The organism is Microbacterium thalli, assembly GCF_028737325.1.
GTDB classification, from domain to species: Bacteria; Actinomycetota; Actinomycetes; order Actinomycetales; family Microbacteriaceae; genus Microbacterium; species Microbacterium thalli.
In genome coordinates, this window is the sequence record NZ_JAQZCH010000002.1 from 264,820 (window position 1) to 280,998 (window position 16,179).

Genomic DNA, 16,179 nt, shown 5'->3' on the forward strand with positions numbered 1-16,179 from the left:
GATTCTAGGTGCGGGCGAGGCCCGTCCGACTCAGGCGGCCGGATCGAGACCGAGGATGTCGACCACGTAGACCAGAGTGTCGCCCGTGGCGCCCGCCGTGTTCGAGCCGCCGTCCGCCGGGACCACGACGAGCACCTGCGACCCCACCGGCTGACCGCGCAGCGCGTCGGCGAAGGCGACGCCCATGCTGTCGATCATGACGGGCCGTGAGCCGCTGCCCCAGGTCGTGTCGACGACCTGCTGGTCGCTCCAGCTCACGGCGGTGTAGTGGACGCGCACCGGGACATCGCCGGTGACCTCGGGTCCGTCGCCCTTCTTGAGCACCTCGACGGCGGTCTCGGCCGGCGGAGCAGCATCCGGCACCACGATGCCGGGGCGGCCGTCGGGTGCGCGGACGACCGACGGCATCCCCGACCGGTCGTTGTACTGCTCGGCGCCGTCTGCGGCAGCGAGGTAGACCTTCTGCAGGTCGAGGACGACGACCGTCGTCGCGTCCGGCCCCATCCCGAAACGCGCGCGCGTGTCGGCGGTGACCTCGTCCGGGCCGAGCGCCATGACGACCCGCGAGCCCTCGGTGGCGCACGAGAGCGCATCGACGAGGCCCGGGAAGGTCGCCTCCCAGTTGTCGAGCGGATACACCTGCGACAGGTCGCCGCTGTATCCGGATGCCGCGATGGGAGCGCCGGACGAGCCGTCGATGACCGTCAGATCGAAGACGACGTCCTGGGCGTCGGAGGTGATGGCGCGGCCGTCACCGACGACGAGGTCGCGGGCCGCGAGGCCATCGACGTGCACGGGAGCGCCGAGGCTGATCTCCGGCTCCGTGCCGACGGGGGCATCACTCACCTGAACCAGGTCGAGCGCGCTCGAGTCCGCGGTCTCGCGCATGCAGGACGCTGCATCCCCCGAGGGAGTCGAGCAGGCCGTGAGAGCGACAACGGTCAACGAGAGAGCGCCGGCGGCGGCGAGGATCCTACGCACCGCAGCAGTCTACGCGGACTCGTCCTCGCCGCCCGACCCGGCGGCGATGCGGGCACCGTCGGCGGCGCGCTGCGCCTCGCGCATGCGCTTGCGGAGGTTCTTGTCCGTGATCTCACGGTCGCCGACGGCGCCCGGGGTCCACAGCTCGACGTCTTCGTCCGCGTAGCTCGGCTTCTTGAGCGCACGCTTGCGGACATCCGGGGGCACCGCGCCGGGCGCAAGACGTCGGGCCGTCACCAGAAAACCGGTGTGGGCGACCATCCGATGGTCCGGCCGCACGGCCAGGCCCTCGACGTGCCAGCCCCGGATCATCGTCTCGGATGCCTCGGGGTCGGTGAACAGGCCCGTGCCGCGCAGGTACTCGGCCACGCGGCTCAGCTGCGTCGCCGTGGCGATGTAGCAGAGCACCACGCCGCCCGGGGCGAGGGCATCCGCGACGACGTCGATGCACTCCCACGGAGCGAGCATGTCGAGCACGACGCGATCCACGCTGCCCGGCGCGACGGCTTCCGGCAGGCTCTCGACGAGGTCGCCGACGACGACATCCCAGTTGCCGGGGCGTGAGCCGGAGAACGTCGTGACGTTCGCCTCGGCGACCTCGGCGAACTCCGCACGGCGTTCGAACGAGAGCAGCCGCCCCTCCGCGCCGATCGCGCGCAGCAGCCACAGCGACAGGGCGCCCGACCCGACTCCCGCCTCCACGACGGTCGCACCGGGGAAGATGTCTCCGGCCGCGAGGATCTGGGCCGCATCCTTCGGGTAGACGATCGCCGCACCGCGAGGCATCGACATCACGAAGTCGCGCAGCAGCGGCCGGAGCGCCAGGTACTCGTGTCCGCCGCTGTTGGTCGCGACCGAACCGTCGGGCTGACCCACCAGGACGTCGTGACGGAGAACGCCGTGGTGCGTGTGCAGCTCGCCGCCCTCGCGCAACGTGATGGTGTGCATCCGCCCCTTGGGGCCGGTCAGCTGGACGCGGTCGCCGTAGCGGAAGGGCCCGCGGGGCTGCAGGTCGTCGGTCATGCGGTAGCTCCGAGTCGGTGACGGGTGTACAGGTCGGTCAGGTCCGCGACGGTCCGGCCGTCGAGGGAATCCCACAGGGCGTGGGCGCCGATTCCCGCGAGGGGCACCATCAGCGGCACGCCGAGCGCGACGGCGCCCGATGCCACGGCCGAGCGCAGCCCGTTCGGGGAGTCCTCGATCGCCACTGTGTCGGCGACGTCGACACCGAGCGCCTCGCATGCCTGCAGGTAGGGATCGGGATGCGGCTTCGGCCGGACCGCATCGTCGCCGGCGATGACGACGTCGAACGCCTCGAACGGGATGGCCGAGACGACCGTTTCGGCCATCCGGCGCATCGACATCGTGACGAGCGCCGTCTTGATGCCCGCCTCGCGGAGACCGGCGAGCAGTTCCCGCGCGCCGGGGCGGAACGGGGCACCCTCGGCGCGCAGTCGCGACGACACGGTGTCGGTGAGATGGTCGATGATCTCCTGCGTCTGCATCCGGACGCCGGCGGCCTGCAGGATCCGCGCGGAGTCCTCGAGGCCGAGCCCGACGAGCGACAACGCCTGCTCGTGCGTCCAGACGCCTCCGAAGCTCGCGACGAGCGGGCCCTCCGCGGCCATCCAGTACGGTTCGGTGTCGACGAGGGTGCCATCCATGTCCCACAGGACGGCGGCAGGAGCGGGAGAGGTCATCCGCCCCATGTTACCGACGCGCCGTCCCGGCGCCGCGCGCCCCCCGCCCCGGCCCGAGCGGGCGCGGCGTATCGTGGAGCAGAACCTCTCGGAAGGAGGACGGGTGAACAGTCTGGGACGTCGGGTTCTCGTGGTCGCCTTCGACGGATGGAACGACGCCGGCGAAGCCGCGACGGCCGCTGCGACCCAGCTGCGTGAGGCACGCCCGTACGAGCCGGTCTACTCGGTCGATCCCGAGCTCTACTTCGACTACATGTACACCCGGCCGCAGATCGAGGCCGACGCCGACGGGCGCCGGACGCTGCGCTGGCCCGACGCCACGCTCTGGCGTCCCCAGGCGACCGCCCGCGGCACCCGCCTGTGGGTGCTCAGCGGCGCCGAGCCGGCCCGCGCCTGGAAGGCGTTCGCCGCCGAGCTCATCGACGCCGCGCTCAGCGAGGACATCACGGGACTCGTGGCACTGGGCTCGATGATGAGCGACGTTCCGCACACCCGGCCGATCACGGTCTTCAGCGGCAGCGACAACGACGAACTGCGCACGGCGCTGGGTCTCGAGCGCTCGACCTACGAGGGGCCGGTCGGCATCCTCTCCGTCATCGCGGCCGCCGCCGAGGAGGCCGGGATCCCCACCGCGGCCCTGTGGGCGAGCGTTCCGCACTACGTCGCCGGCCACTCCCCCTCGCCCAAGGCGACGCTCGCGCTGCTGGACCGGCTCGAAGGCATCACGGGGGCGAAGATCGCGCGCGGCTCGCTGCCCGGCGACGCGCTCGCGTGGGAGGCGACGATCGACGCGGCCGCGGCCGACGACGAGGAGATGACGGAGTACATCCGCCAGCTCGAGCAGACTCGCGACACGTGGGACTCGCCCGAGGCCTCCGGCGATGCGATCGCGCAGGAGTTCGAGAAGTACCTGCGCCACCGCGGCGACGGCGACGGTCGTGGGCTCGGGCGGGGACCGCACCGCTGACGCGGCCCCCGCGCGGCTCAGGACGCCTGCAGCACGCCCATCGACAGCAGCACGATGAGCACGACGCCGAGCCCGACCCGGTACAGCACGAACGGCAGGAAGCTGCCGCGCTTGAGGTACTGCATCAAGAACGCGATGACGGCGAGTCCGACACCGAAGGCGACGACCGTGGCCACCGCCGTCTCGGTCAACGTGAACACCGACGCGCCGGGCTCGCGGATCGCCTGCAGCAACTCGTAGAGGCCGCTACCGAAGACGGCGGGGACGGCGAGCAGGAACGCGACCTCGGCCGCGGCGGGGCGGGTGTAGCCGAGGGTCAGGCCCATTGTGGTCGTCGCGCCGGAGCGGGAGACGCCGGGGATCAGGGCGAGCGCTTGAGCGAACCCGAGCGCGAGGCCGTGGCCGTACGTGAGGTCCTTCTCGGTGCGCACCCGGCGCCCCAGGGCATCGGCCGCACCGAGCAGGAGACCGAAGACGATCAGCACGATCGCCACGAGCCACAGGTTGCGGAACGTGTCGCGGATCACGTCCTGGAAGAGGAACCCGAGCACACCGATCGGGAGCGTGCCGATGATCACGATCCAGCCGAGCCGAACGTCGGCGTCATCGCGCGGCACGGAGCCCGTGAAGGAGCGGAACCAGCGCCCGATGATGCGGGTGATCTTCTTCCAGAAGTACACCAGCACGGCCACTTCCGTGCCGATCTGCGTGATGGCCGTGAAGGTCGCGCCAGGATCCTGCGCGGACGGCAGGAACTCTCCCACGATGCGCAGATGAGCGCTGGAGGAGATCGGCAGGAACTCGGTCAGACCCTGGATGATGCCCAGGATGATCGCCTCGAGAAGCTGCATGGGGCGCCTTTCAGTACGTGCGGATGAGATCGGTGAGCACGCGCTGCCCGAAGACGAGCGCGTCGATCGGGACGCGTTCGTCGACTCCGTGGAACATACCGGTGAAGTCGAGCTCGGCCGGGAGGCGCAGCGGAGCGAAGCCGAACCCGGCGATCCCGAGCTCTGCGAGCGCCTTGTTGTCGGTGCCGCCGCCCATCAGGTACGGCAGCACCGGCACGCCGGGGTCGTGGCGCTCGAGCGCGGCGACCATGGAATCGACGAGCGAGCCCGCGAACGGCACCTCGAGTCCGATGTCGCGGTGCACGATCTCGATCCGGATGTCGTCGCCGACGATGCGCTGGATCTCGGCGAGGACGGCGTCCTCCTGCCCCGGGAGGGTGCGCACATCGATGGCCGCCGAAGCGGCATCCGGGATGACGTTGTGCTTGTAGCCGGCGGTCAGGCCCGTCGGGTTCGCAGTGGTGCGGAACGTGGACGCGAGGAAGGGCGAGGTCGCGCCTGTCGCGGCCACGACGGCGTCGGGGTCCGCGGCATCCCGTCCACTCAGGCGTGCGAGGTCGGCGACCAGGCGCTCGGTCGTGGCGGTGAGCTCGATCGGCCAGCGCGCGCGGCCGAGCGCGGCGACCGCCTCGGCCACGCGGGTGATCGCGTTGTCGGGATGCAGCCGGCTGCCGTGGCCCGCTCGGCCCGTCGCGTGCAGACGCAGCCAGACGAGCGCCTTCTCGCCGACCTGCAGGAGGTAGGCCCGGTGCCCGTCCACACCGATGGAGTAGCCGCCGACCTCGCTGATGGCCTCCGTCGCACCCGCGAACCACTCTGGCCGATCGCGGACGACCAGCTGAGAGCCCTCCACACCGCCGTTCTCCTCGTCAGCGAAGAAGGTCACCACGAGGTCTCGCTCGGGCTGCTCCCCCGCGCGCAGCAGCGCAGCAACGGAGGTCAGGATCATGGCGTCCATGTCCTTCATGTCGACGGCGCCCCGGCCCCACAGCATCCCGTCGCGGACGACGCCGCCGAACGGGTCGACGCTCCAGTCCTCGGCCACGGCGGGGACGACGTCCAAGTGGCCGTGGAGCACCAGCGCCGGTTTGTCGCGGTTGCGACCCGGGATCCGCACCGACACATTGGTCCGGCGCGGGATCGGCTCGTAGTACTCCGGACTCAGCCCCAGCCCTTCGAGGTACGCACCGACGTACTCGGCGGCCTCGCGCTCACCGCGCGAGCGGCCCTCGCCGAAGTTCGTCGTGTCGAAGCGGATCAGGTCCCGCGCGACGCGGGCGACTTCGGGCAGATCGTCGTTCTCGGACATGGGTTCCACGCTAGTCGCGACGCCGTCCGGATCAGGACCGCTCGTCGGACGCGTCGGCTGCGCCACGATCGTCCGAGGACACAAGCGAAAGGCCCGTCCCGGTTTCCCGGGACGGGCCTTTCTCACTGTGCGCGAGGGGGGACTTGAACCCCCACGCCCTATACGGGCACTAGCACCTCAAGCTAGCGCGTCTACCTATTCCGCCACCCGCGCAGTGTGTTTTCAGTTGTTCCCAACCGAGGATCAACACTAACACGTCACCGCCGCGGTGAAGAATCGTCGACGCCCCGGGCGTGGCGCGGCGCGGCCGAGGCCTCAGGACCGGACGCGCGAACGCAGCACCGCGATACGCGCCTGCAGCTGCGCGACCGTCGCGTGCGAGACGGCGGGCCCCCCGCATACGCGGCGGAGCTCCGCGTGGATCTGGCCGTGCGCCTCGCCGCTCTGCCGCGCGTAGAGCCCCACCAGACTGTTGAGCAGCTGGCGCTGTTCCTTGAGCGATCGGTGCAGAGGCTCGGGCAGCGTTGTCTCCGGCGCATCCTCCGCCGTTGCTGTGCCGCCCTCGGCCTTCTCACGCGCTTCTCGGCTGTGCCGGTGCTTGGACTGCCGCGACTGACGCTGCATGAGCAGCTCGTGCACATGCTCGGGCTCGAGCAGCCCAGGAATCCCGAGGAACTCCTCCTCCTCGGGAGTGCCCGGAACCGCGAGCTGCCCGAACTCGGCGCCATCGAAGAGTACGCGGTCGAAGTGGGCGACGGAGCCGAGAGCCTGGTACGTGAACTCTTCGGTCAGCGCGTCCGAGGCGTCGTCTTCACGCTCCGCCTCGGCGAGGAGCGTGTCCTCGAGACCGTCGTCGTCGCCGGCCTCGCGATCGAGCGCATGGTCGCGCTGACGTTCCATCTCGGCGGCGAGCCCGAGGAGCACCGGCACATTCGGCAGGAACACGCTCGCCGTTTCACCGCGGCGCCGAGCCCGGACGAAGCGCCCGATGGCCTGAGCGAAGAACAGCGGCGTCGACGACGATGTCGCGTAGACGCCGACCGCGAGACGCGGCACGTCGACGCCTTCCGACACCATGCGCACGGCCACCATCCAGCGACTCGTGCTCTGTGCGAAGACCTCGATGTTCCCCGACGCGGCCTTGTCGTCCGAGAGCACGACCGTGGGCGCCTCGCCCGTGATGCCGTGGAGGATCTCGGCGTATGCCCGCGCGGCGGTCTGATCCGTCGCGATCACCAGGCCACCGGCATCCGGGACCTCCTGACGCACCTCGCTCAGCCGCCGGTCCGCCGATCGCAGGACCGCGGGGATCCAGTCGCCTTCCGGGTTCAACGCGGTGCGCCAGGCCTGGGAGGTGATGTCTTTCGTGTTGTCCTGGCCGAGGTGGGCCTCGAACTCGTCGCCGGTCTTGGTGCGCCACTTCATGTGCCCGGCATAGACGAGGAACAGCACGGGCCGCACGACGCCGTCGGCCAGCGCGCGCCCGTAGCCGTAGTTGTAGTCGGTCCGCGAGAGACGGATGCCCTTGTCGTTCGGGTGGTACTCCACGAACGGGATGGGCGCGGTGTCGCTGCGGAACGGCGTGCCCGACAGCAGCAGGCGTCGAGTGGCGCGCCCGTACGCCTCGCGCAGGGCGTCGCCCCAGCTGAGAGCGTCGCCGCCGTGGTGCACCTCGTCGAGGATGACCAGCGTCCGAGCGTCCATCGTCAGACGCTGATGGACGGACGCCTTCACGGCGACCTGCGCGTAGGTCACCGCGACCCCGTGATACTGCCGCGACGGGGCGGCGTGGCGGTTGCTGAAGCGTGGATCGAGACGGATGCCGACGCGCCCGGCGGCATCGGCCCACTGGGTCTTCAGGTGCTCGGTGGGCGCCACGACGACGATGCGGTCCACGACGTTTCGCCGCAACAGCTCGGACGCGAGCCGCAGCGCGAACGTCGTCTTACCGGCGCCGGGCGTCGCGGCGGCGAGGAAGTCGCGCGGACCGCGCCCGACGCCCTCCGGACCATCGGCGCCGAAGTACTGATCCAGCGCTTCGGCCTGCCACGCGCGCAGTCGCTGAGCCGTGCCCCACGGCGCACGCTGCGGGAACGAGGGCGACAGATGCTCGGCGGCGAAGCTTCCGAAATGCTCCTGCGGGTCCTCTGTCACGAGGGACAACCCTAAACGACCACGCCGACACGGTCGCCTCGTCGGGATCGGACGTGAGCGGCTACCGTGGATGAAGCGATGCTCCAGGAGGTGCCATGAGCGAGAATGAGCCGTCCGCGGATGACCGACGCACGCCCTACGTCCCGAATGAGACCGCGCACCCGTGGCGACGCATGGTCGCGATCGGAGATTCTTTCACCGAGGGCATCGGCGACCCCGAACCCGACCGCCCCGGCGGGCACCGTGGCTGGGCCGACCGGGTCGCTGAGGTGCTCAGCGCTCAGGTCCCTGACTTCGCCTACGCGAACCTCGCGGTGCGCGGCAAGCTGATCGGGCAGATCATCGCGGACCAGATCGAGCCGGCGGTCGCGCTCAAACCCGATCTCGTGACGTTCTCGGCGGGCGGCAACGACGTCATCCGTCCCGGAGCCGACCCCGACGCGGTCGCCCAGCAGTTCGAGGATGCCGTCGTCCGCTTGACCTCGACGGGTGCGACCCTCGTGCTGTTCACCGGCATCGACACCAACTTCACGCCCGTCTTCCGCGGCATCCGCGGGCGCGTGGCGATCTACAACGAGAACATCCGGGCGATCGCGGAACGATACGACGCGATCGTGGCCGACCAGTGGGCGCTGAAGGAAGTGCAGGACATGCGCTTCTTCGATGATGATCGCCTTCACTACAACACGCTCGGCCACCACGAGGTCGCCCGGATGGTGCTCCGCGCCCTGAACGTGCCGAACGACCTGCAGCCCATGCAGCCCGACTCGCTGCCGCCCACCACCTGGCGCGCGGCACGCGCTCACGATCTGGTGTGGGCCCGCGAGCACCTGGTGCCGTGGGTCCTGCGGCGCCTGCGGCACCAGTCATCCGGCGACCACGTCACGGCGAAACGCCCGGAACCGCTGCCGGTGATCCGGCGTCTGCACGACGACGCCGACTGATCACCGCAGCGCCCACAGGGCGACGGCGGCTGCGGCAGCGACATTGAGCGAGTCCACTCCCCCGGCCATCGGGATCGTCACGATGGTGTCCGCGGCAGCCAGGGCGCGGCGGCTCAGCCCGTCGCCCTCCGTCCCCATGAGCAGCGCCACGCGGTCAGGGCGCGTGGCGGCGAAGTCGTCCAGTGCGACGGCATCGTCCGACAGGGCCAAGGCGGCCAGGTGCAGACCGGCCTCCCGCAGCAGGGGCGCGGCCTCCGGCCACGCCGGCAGGCGCGTCCACGGCACCTGGAAGACCGTGCCCATGCTGACGCGCACGCTCCGGCGGTAGAGCGGATCCGCGCACCGATCGCTGATCAGGACGGCATCGGCGCCGAGCCCCGCCGCAGCTCGGAAGGCCGCTCCGACGTTGGTGTGGTCGACGATGTCTTCGAGAACGAGCACGAGCCGCGCACCGTCGACGACCTCGGCAACGGATGCCGCCGCGGGACGGTGCATCGCCGCGAGGGCGCCGCGGTGCACCGCGTAGCCCGTGAGCGCCTCGGCCACGGCATCCGACACGACGTACACCGGTGCGTCCCCCGCGAGGTCGGTGACGTCGTCGAGCCACTTCTCCTGCACGAGGACCGACCGCGGGCGGTGTCCCGCGGCCCGGGCACGGCCGATCACCTTCGCCGACTCGGCGATGTACAGCCCGCCCGCCGGCTCGAGGACGCGCCGCAGCGCGACATCCGTCAGATCCCGGTAGTCGGACAGGCGAGGGTCGTCGGGGTTGTCGATGCGGATCACGGGCACGCTCCCACTCTCGCACGTGAGACAGCCCGGGTCCGAGGGCCCGCGTCGCTCGTAGAGTAGAGGGGTGACCTCCGCCGACAGCGTCTCCCCGTCGAGCGACGACGTGCGGCAGGCCCTCGAGGTTCTCGCGGGACGTCGCATCGCCGTGCTGACCGGGGCGGGGGTCTCGACCGACTCCGGCATCCCCGACTACCGCGGCGCCGGCGCGCCCGTGCGCACGCCCATGACGGCGCAGCAGTTCCTCGCGAGCGAGGACGCCCGTCGTCGCTACTGGGTCGGCAGCCATCTCGGTTGGCGCGCGTTCGCCGCCGCGCATCCCAACGACGGTCATGCCGCCCTCGCCGACCTGGAACGCGCGGGGCTGGTCACGGGCATCGTCACGCAGAACGTGGACGGCCTGCACCTGCGCGCCGGCAGCAGCCGCGTCGTCGAGCTGCACGGCACGATGCGGCGGGTCTTCTGCCTGCACTGCGGGCAGGTCTTCGACCGGCGCGACCTCGCCGAGCGCGTCGAGAGCGACAATCCGTGGATCACCGTTCCCGAGAACGTCGAGCTCGGCCCCGACGGCGACGTCCTGCCCGCGACCAGCGACGGCTTCGTGGTGCCGCGCTGCAGCGTGTGTGAGGGGACGCTCAAACCGGATGTCGTCTTCTTCGGCGAATTCGTTCCGCGCGAGAAGTTCGCCGAGGCCGAGCAGCTCGTGCGCATGAGCGACGCGCTGGTGGTCGCGGGCTCATCTCTCGTGGTCAACTCGGGCGTGCGACTCGTCGAGCGGGCTCGACGTCGGCGCATCCCCGTCGTCATCGTGAACCGCGGCGCCACCCGCGCGGACGCGAAGGCGACCGTGAAGATCGACGCCGGGACGACCGAGGTCCTCCGCGAGCTCGCCGAGCGCCTGCCGCGTCCGGCGTGACAGTGTCCGGCGTGACGCGGGTGTGGAGTCGAGACGCGCGTAGGGTCGAAGAGTGACTGTTCTGACCCTCGTGCGCCACGGCGAGACCGACTGGAACCGGGATCGCCGGATCCAGGGCTCCACCGACATCCCGCTCAACGACACGGGGCGCGCCCAGGCTCGGGCCGTAGGGGTCGAGCTCCGCGGGAAGCTGGACGGTGTTCCCGGGGTCACGGTCGCGTCGAGCGATCTCTCTCGCGCCGCCGAGACCGCCCGCCTGATCGCCCGCGAGATCGGCGCCCCGGAACCGCTCGCCTACCCCGAGCTGCGCGAGCGCGGTTACGGCGATGCCGAGGGCGTCGGCGTCGAGGAGTTCCACGCCCGCTGGGGCGAATGGGCCACCGCGGACGTGCCGAACGCCGAACCGTGGCCGACGGTGCGCGAGCGTGCGCTGCGCGGGCTCGAGCGCGCGGTCCGCGATGCCCGAACGCGCACCGCGCCGGTCGCCGCGCCCCTGATCGTGGTGGCGCACGGCGCGCTGATCCGCGAGGTGATCCGCCACGCCACCGCCGACGAGTTCCCGTTGCAGGGCGTGCGCCTCGCGAACGGCTCGAGCCACACGTTCCTGTTCGAGCGCGAACGTCTGCGCCTGCTCGAATCGGTGGCGGTCGCGTCGCACTGACCCGCCGACACGCCGACGCCCGCCGGTGTATCGTCCAGGTTCATGGCACCTCACGACCAGGTCGATCTGGCGCTCCTCGACGTACTCGCCGGCGATCCCCGCGCGACCGTCGTCGCTCTGTCGGAACGGCTCGGGATGTCGCGAAACACGGTGCAGGCACGGATGGGCCGCCTCGAGCAGTCGGGGGCGTTCCTGTCGTATGAGCGCGCGATCTCGATGCGCGCCCTCGGCTACCCGATCGAAGCGGTCGTGAGCGTCGTCCTGCGGCAGCCCGAGCTCCCCCGCATCGCCCGTGAGCTCGCGGAGATCCCCGAGGTGCTGCACGCTCAGGGGCTCAGCGGTCAGGTCGACCTGTTGGTGCGCGTCGTGGCGCACGACACGCAGCACCTCTTCGCGATCGACGCCCGGATCCTCGCCATCGCCGGCGTCGAGCGCACCGAGACCTCGCTCATCATGGACGAGGTGATCCCCCACCGCGTCCGGCCGCTGCTGCGGCAGGGGCGACCCGACGCCTGACCGATGATGCTCCGTCCGGATCGAGCCGGACGAGCACGACGCCGACGAGGATGAGCGCTCCCCCGGCGAACTGAACGGGCGCGGGCGCCTCGGCCAGCAGCAGCCAGGCGAAACCGAGGGCGAAGAGCACCTCGGAAAGCCCGATGAACGAAGCCAGGCGAGACCCGATGCGGGGCACCGCTGACACGCCGAGTGCATAAGCCGTCCCCGTCGCGAGCCCAACGAACAGCAGCACGGCGAGCGGCGCGACCTCCGATCCCAGCACCGCCGCCGCTTCGCCCGAGATCGCCAGCGGCAGCAGCCCGGACGCGAGGAGGATGGCGATGAAGGTCGCGGCGACGACCATGCCCCCGGCGGCGAGGACGATGGGCGCGAGAGTGTCACCGGTGCGCTCGGCCATGACGAAGTACACGCACGTGCACAGCGCCGCGCCCAGCGCGAGCAGCGTGCCCCAGAAGTCGAACCGGGCGCCCGCGATGTCGACGACGAGCACGAGACCGATCATGGCGACGACGGAGCCGGCGATGACGGTGTTCGAGGGCCGACGTCGCGTGCGCAGCCACACCCAGATCACCAGCAGGACGGGCGCCAGGTACTGGATGAGGAGTGCCACGGCCACCGGCATCCGTTGCATCGCGGAGAAGTAGAACAGCTGGCAGCCGACGACGGGCATGAGGCCGAAGGCGATCATCGCGATCCCATGGCGACGCAGGATGCCGCGCTCGCGGAGCATCGCGCGAACGAGGAACGGCGAGAGGAGGAGGGCGGCCGTGGCGATGCGCACGAACAATGCCGCCCCCAGCGACCAGCCCTGCTCGAGCAGCGGCTTGACGAGGGGTCCGCTCGACGAGAAGGCGAGGGCCGACGCCACGGCCATCGCCATGCCGACGGTGCGACGGCCGGCCGACGGCGCGGCCGGCGAGGCTGCGGTATCGGCGGCTGCGATGATGGGCAGGGGCGCGGTCGGGTTGGTCATCGGCAGGCCTCGCGTGTCACGGGTGAAAGTTATCTACACTCGTGACAGTAACGCTCGATCGAGTCAGGAGTCAACATGGTGTTCATCCATGACACCGAATTGTCGCTTCGCGCCACGGCGGCACTGGTCAACACGCTGCCCCGCACCAGCGCCGGAACCTCGGACACCCTGGCCGATCGCGCGGATCTCGACGCCTACCTCTCGGAGTTCGCGTTCACCGGGGCTATCGTGCGCGACGACGCCGAGCTGCAGGCGCTCCGGCGAATCCGGCCGCGGCTGCGCGAGCTGTGGGCCATCACCCGCGACGAGGCGGTGCCCCACGTCAATGCCATGCTGCGCGATGGGCATGCCCAGCCGCAGCTCGTGATCCACGACGGCTACGACTGGCATATCCACGCCACCCCCGACGACGCGCCGCTCGCGACGCGCATCCTCGTCGAGGCGGCGATGGCCTTCGTCGACGTCATCCGCGCGGACGCGTACGACCGGGTGCGCACGTGCGCGGCCGACGATTGCGCCGCCGTCTACGTCGACTTCTCGAAGAACGGCTCGAAACGCTACTGCGACACCGGCAACTGCGGCAACCGCATGAACGTCAACGCGTATCGCCGGCGAAAAGCCCGAGAAAGCGCCTGATGGCCCCCGCCGCCTCGCGCGGCTTCTCGTAATGGATGAGGTGGCCGACGCCGTCGATCTCGACGAGCTCGGCGTCGGCGAAGAGCGTCTGCAGGCGGCGCTCCGCTTCGATCGGCGTGATGTCGTCCTGCACCGCGGCGACCAGAAGGGTCGGCTGCGAGATGTCGGGCGCGAACGCCCGCACGTCGTTCGAGACCGACGTCACGAAGGCGTCGCGCAGCACGTCACGATCGGCGAAACGCGAGAAGTACGTGTCGTGTTGCGCGTGCACGAAGCGACGCAGCCCCCTCTCACGCGTCTTGACCATGGCGAGGCTCATCACCCGGACGATGACACGGTTCCGCAGCACCGCCTCGCCGAGCCGTCGCGGCAGGCGTGCGCCCAGCGCGTAGTACCAGACGGCGAGACGCGTGAAGATGCCACGAGGCCCCTCGAGGGCGGGGGCGCCGATGGGGTTGATGAGGATCAGCCGCGGCGTCGCCAGACCGCGGGCGACCGCCGCCGACGCGACGATCGAGCCGAACGAGTGCCCGACGACGACGGCGTCCGGGGCGACGGCGACGACGAACTCCCTGAGCCATTCCGCGTAGGTCGACAGATCGTGTGTCCGCCCCGGCACCGGCGCGGTCTCTCCGAAGCCGGGAAGATCGGGCATGACGACGCGGACGTCGCCGAGGTGCGCCACCACCGGCTCGAGCCCGTGATGCTCGCCACGGAAACCGTGGACGGCGACCAGGGTGATCGGGGCGTCATCGCGACCGTAGACCCAATAGGCCGTCCGGCCGCCCAGCACCGAGGCTTCGTCGCGACGCACCGGGATGCGCGAGAGGAGCTCGGAATACGGCGACGGCGCGGAAGGCATTCGTCGAGTCTACGGATCGCTCCGCTCGACGAACGCCGTCCGCGCCGTGGACCGCGTCAGACCGTCGCGAGCTCGCCCGAGCGCTCACGCGTGCGGATAGCGCGGTTGACGCACGAGACGATGGCCTTGAGGCTCGCGGTCGAGATGTCGCCATCGATTCCCACGCCCCACAGGCGCTGGTCGTCGACCTGCAGCTCGACATAGGCGGCCGCTTGCGCGTCGCCGCCCGAGCTCAGCGTGTGCTCGACGTAGTCGTACAGCGAGATGTCGAAGCCCCGCTCGCGCACGACCTCGATGAAGGCGGCGATGGGGCCGTTGCCGACCGCCGACACCTCGTCACGCGCTTCACCGTCGCGAAGGGTCACGTCGAGCCGGACATCGCCCGACATGTCGCTGTGCGTGCGCGTGCCGAGCAGTTCGAACCGCCCCCACTTGTCGGGGGCCGCCGACGCCGGCAGGTACTCGTCCGTGAAGATGGACCAGATCTGCTCGCTCGTGACCTCGCCACCCTCGGCATCCGTCTTCTCCTGCACGACGCCCGAGAACTCGATCTGGAGCTTGCGCGGCAGGTCGAGTGCGTGGTCGGTCTTCAGCAGGTACGCCACACCGCCCTTGCCCGACTGCGAATTGACGCGGATGACGGCTTCGTACGAGCGCCCGAGATCCTTCGGGTCGACGGGCAGATAGGGAACAGCCCACTCGATATCGTCGACCGACACGCCGGCGGCGTCGGCCCGCGCGGCCATCGCCTCGAAGCCCTTCTTGATGGCGTCCTGGTGCGACCCGCTGAACGCCGTGAACACGAGGTCGCCCGCCCACGGGCTGCGCTCGGGGACGGGCAGCTGGTTGCAGTACTCGACCGTCCGCTTGATGCCGTCGACATCGCTGAAGTCGATCTGCGGGTCGATGCCCTGCGTGAAGAGATTGATGCCCAGCGCGACCAGGTCGACGTTGCCGGTGCGCTCCCCGTTGCCGAAGAGGCACCCCTCGATGCGGTCGGCGCCGGCCATGTAGCCGAGCTCGGCGGCGGCGATCGCGGTGCCGCGGTCGTTGTGGGGATGCAGTGACAGGATGACGTTCTCGCGATGGGCGAGGTGGCGGCTCATCCACTCGATCGAGTCGGCGTAGACGTTCGGCGTCGCCATCTCGACCGTGGCCGGCAGGTTGATGATCACCTTGCGCTCGGGGGTCGGTTCGAAGATCTCGATGACCTGATTGCAGACGTCGACGGCGAACTCGAGCTCGGTACCGGTGTAGCTCTCGGGTGAGTACTCGTAGTAGACGGCCGTTTCGGGAACGGTCTTCTCGTACTCGCGGCACAGGCGCGCGCCCTCGAGAGCGATGTCGATGATGCCCTGGCGATCGGTGCGGAACACGACGTCGCGCTGCAGGATGCTCGTGGAGTTGTACAGGTGCACGATCGCCTGCTTCGCACCCGCGATCGATTCGTACGTGCGCTTGATCAGGTGCTCGCGTGCCTGCGTCAGCACCTGGATCGTCACGTCGTCGGGGATGAGGCCGTCCTCGATCAGCTGCCGGACGAAATCGAAGTCGGTCTGGCTCGCGCTCGGAAAACCGACCTCGATCTCCTTGTAGCCCATCTTCACGAGCAGCTCGAACATGACGCGCTTGCGCTCGGGACTCATCGGGTCGATCAGCGCCTGGTTGCCGTCGCGCAGGTCGACGGCACACCAATGGGGCGCGGTCTCGATGCGCTTCGCGGGCCAGGTGCGGTCGGGCAGCTCGACGCGGATCTGCTCGTGGAACGGCCGATACTTGTGGATCGGCATGCCCGAAGGCTTCTGGTTGTTCTCCATGGTGGTCTCGCTCTTCCTCATCAGGTGTGGCGGGCCAACGCGAAGCTCCGCGACGAGAGAGGCCCTAGAACGAGGACTCGTCGCGGCGACTAAGAAGGAG

The 16,179-nt window shown here is 70.2% G+C and carries 16 protein-coding genes and 1 tRNA gene; 6 read left to right on the top strand and 11 right to left on the bottom strand.

All coding sequences use genetic code 11. The features are described 5' to 3' along the window. Nucleotides 1-30: 30 nt before the first annotated feature. The 3 genes from PUW82_RS09070 to PUW82_RS09080 are packed head-to-tail and all read right to left on the bottom strand — an operon-like array spanning nucleotide 31 to nucleotide 2,681. Complete coding sequence (locus PUW82_RS09070; RefSeq protein WP_274221980.1) at nucleotides 31-981, bottom strand: FKBP-type peptidyl-prolyl cis-trans isomerase; 951 nt, start codon at nucleotides 979-981, stop codon at nucleotides 31-33. Nucleotides 982-990: 9 nt separating this feature from the next. Beyond that, nucleotides 991-2,004, bottom strand: a complete 1,014-nt coding sequence (locus PUW82_RS09075; protein WP_274221981.1) for a tRNA (adenine-N1)-methyltransferase — start codon at nucleotides 2,002-2,004, stop codon at nucleotides 991-993. Continuing rightward, nucleotides 2,001-2,681, bottom strand: a complete 681-nt coding sequence (locus PUW82_RS09080; RefSeq protein ID WP_274221982.1) for an HAD family hydrolase — start codon at nucleotides 2,679-2,681, stop codon at nucleotides 2,001-2,003. Before PUW82_RS09080 ends, PUW82_RS09075 begins: the two co-directional genes overlap by 4 nt. Before the next feature lie 103 nt (nucleotides 2,682-2,784). On the opposite strand from PUW82_RS09080, the gene PUW82_RS09085 reads away from it, so the two are divergent. Beyond that, the gene (locus PUW82_RS09085) at nucleotides 2,785-3,648 is read left to right on the top strand and encodes a PAC2 family protein (protein WP_274221983.1); all 864 of its coding nucleotides are present in this window, start codon (nucleotides 2,785-2,787) and stop codon (nucleotides 3,646-3,648) included. Between the two features lie 17 nt (nucleotides 3,649-3,665). On the opposite strand, the gene PUW82_RS09090 is transcribed toward PUW82_RS09085, so the two are convergent. The 4 genes from PUW82_RS09090 to PUW82_RS09105 form a co-directional block, all read right to left on the bottom strand. Further along, on the bottom strand, nucleotides 3,666-4,499 hold the full coding sequence (locus PUW82_RS09090) for an undecaprenyl-diphosphate phosphatase (RefSeq protein ID WP_274221984.1): 834 nt from the start codon (nucleotides 4,497-4,499) through the stop codon (nucleotides 3,666-3,668). Between the two features lie 10 nt (nucleotides 4,500-4,509). Beyond that, the gene (locus tag PUW82_RS09095; RefSeq protein WP_274221985.1) at nucleotides 4,510-5,808 is read right to left on the bottom strand and encodes a M20/M25/M40 family metallo-hydrolase; all 1,299 of its coding nucleotides are present in this window, start codon (nucleotides 5,806-5,808) and stop codon (nucleotides 4,510-4,512) included. A 128-nt stretch (nucleotides 5,809-5,936) separates the two neighbouring features. Beyond that, nucleotides 5,937-6,021: transfer RNA gene (locus PUW82_RS09100), tRNA-Leu, on the bottom strand. Between the two features lie 102 nt (nucleotides 6,022-6,123). Continuing rightward, a complete protein-coding gene (locus PUW82_RS09105; protein WP_274221986.1) occupies nucleotides 6,124-7,962 on the bottom strand; it encodes a DEAD/DEAH box helicase in 1,839 nt (612 codons plus the stop codon). A gap of 95 nt (nucleotides 7,963-8,057) precedes the next feature. On the opposite strand from PUW82_RS09105, the gene PUW82_RS09110 reads away from it, so the two are divergent. Then, a complete protein-coding gene (locus PUW82_RS09110; protein ID WP_274221987.1) occupies nucleotides 8,058-8,906 on the top strand; it encodes an SGNH/GDSL hydrolase family protein in 849 nt (282 codons plus the stop codon). Here the strand turns inward: PUW82_RS09110 and PUW82_RS09115 are convergent, their stop codons facing one another. Beyond that, nucleotides 8,907-9,698 carry a TrmH family RNA methyltransferase gene (locus PUW82_RS09115; protein ID WP_274221988.1) on the bottom strand — a complete coding sequence of 264 codons (792 nt, stop codon included), beginning with the start codon at nucleotides 9,696-9,698 and terminating at the stop codon, nucleotides 8,907-8,909. 64 nt (nucleotides 9,699-9,762) lie between these two features. Here PUW82_RS09115 and PUW82_RS09120 point away from each other — a divergent pair, with 64 nt between their 5' ends. From PUW82_RS09120 to PUW82_RS09130, 3 genes are read left to right on the top strand one after another with little or no spacing between them, the layout of a single operon-like run. Continuing rightward, entirely contained in the window at nucleotides 9,763-10,611 is an 849-nt protein-coding gene (locus PUW82_RS09120; protein WP_274221989.1) for a Sir2 family NAD-dependent protein deacetylase, read from the top strand. 52 nt (nucleotides 10,612-10,663) lie between these two features. After that, the gene (locus PUW82_RS09125; RefSeq protein ID WP_274221990.1) at nucleotides 10,664-11,272 is read left to right on the top strand and encodes a histidine phosphatase family protein; all 609 of its coding nucleotides are present in this window, start codon (nucleotides 10,664-10,666) and stop codon (nucleotides 11,270-11,272) included. A gap of 42 nt (nucleotides 11,273-11,314) precedes the next feature. After that, complete coding sequence (locus PUW82_RS09130) at nucleotides 11,315-11,788, top strand: Lrp/AsnC family transcriptional regulator (protein ID WP_274221991.1); 474 nt, start codon at nucleotides 11,315-11,317, stop codon at nucleotides 11,786-11,788. Here PUW82_RS09130 and PUW82_RS09135 read toward each other — a convergent pair. Continuing rightward, nucleotides 11,724-12,764, bottom strand: coding sequence for a DMT family transporter (locus PUW82_RS09135; protein WP_274221992.1), 1,041 nt, complete (start codon nucleotides 12,762-12,764; stop codon nucleotides 11,724-11,726). The two genes, PUW82_RS09130 and PUW82_RS09135, sit on opposite strands and share 65 nt — an antisense overlap. A 75-nt stretch (nucleotides 12,765-12,839) precedes the next feature. Between PUW82_RS09135 and PUW82_RS09140 the strand changes: the two genes are divergently transcribed. Continuing rightward, nucleotides 12,840-13,400, top strand: coding sequence for a CGNR zinc finger domain-containing protein (locus PUW82_RS09140; protein WP_274221993.1), 561 nt, complete (start codon nucleotides 12,840-12,842; stop codon nucleotides 13,398-13,400). Here the strand turns inward: PUW82_RS09140 and PUW82_RS09145 are convergent. Continuing rightward, nucleotides 13,360-14,262, bottom strand: coding sequence for an alpha/beta fold hydrolase (locus PUW82_RS09145; protein ID WP_274221994.1), 903 nt, complete (start codon nucleotides 14,260-14,262; stop codon nucleotides 13,360-13,362). The two genes, PUW82_RS09140 and PUW82_RS09145, sit on opposite strands and share 41 nt — an antisense overlap. A 56-nt stretch (nucleotides 14,263-14,318) precedes the next feature. After that, nucleotides 14,319-16,079, bottom strand: coding sequence for a 2-isopropylmalate synthase (leuA, locus tag PUW82_RS09150; RefSeq protein ID WP_274222938.1), 1,761 nt, complete (start codon nucleotides 16,077-16,079; stop codon nucleotides 14,319-14,321). Nucleotides 16,080-16,179 lie beyond the last annotated feature (100 nt).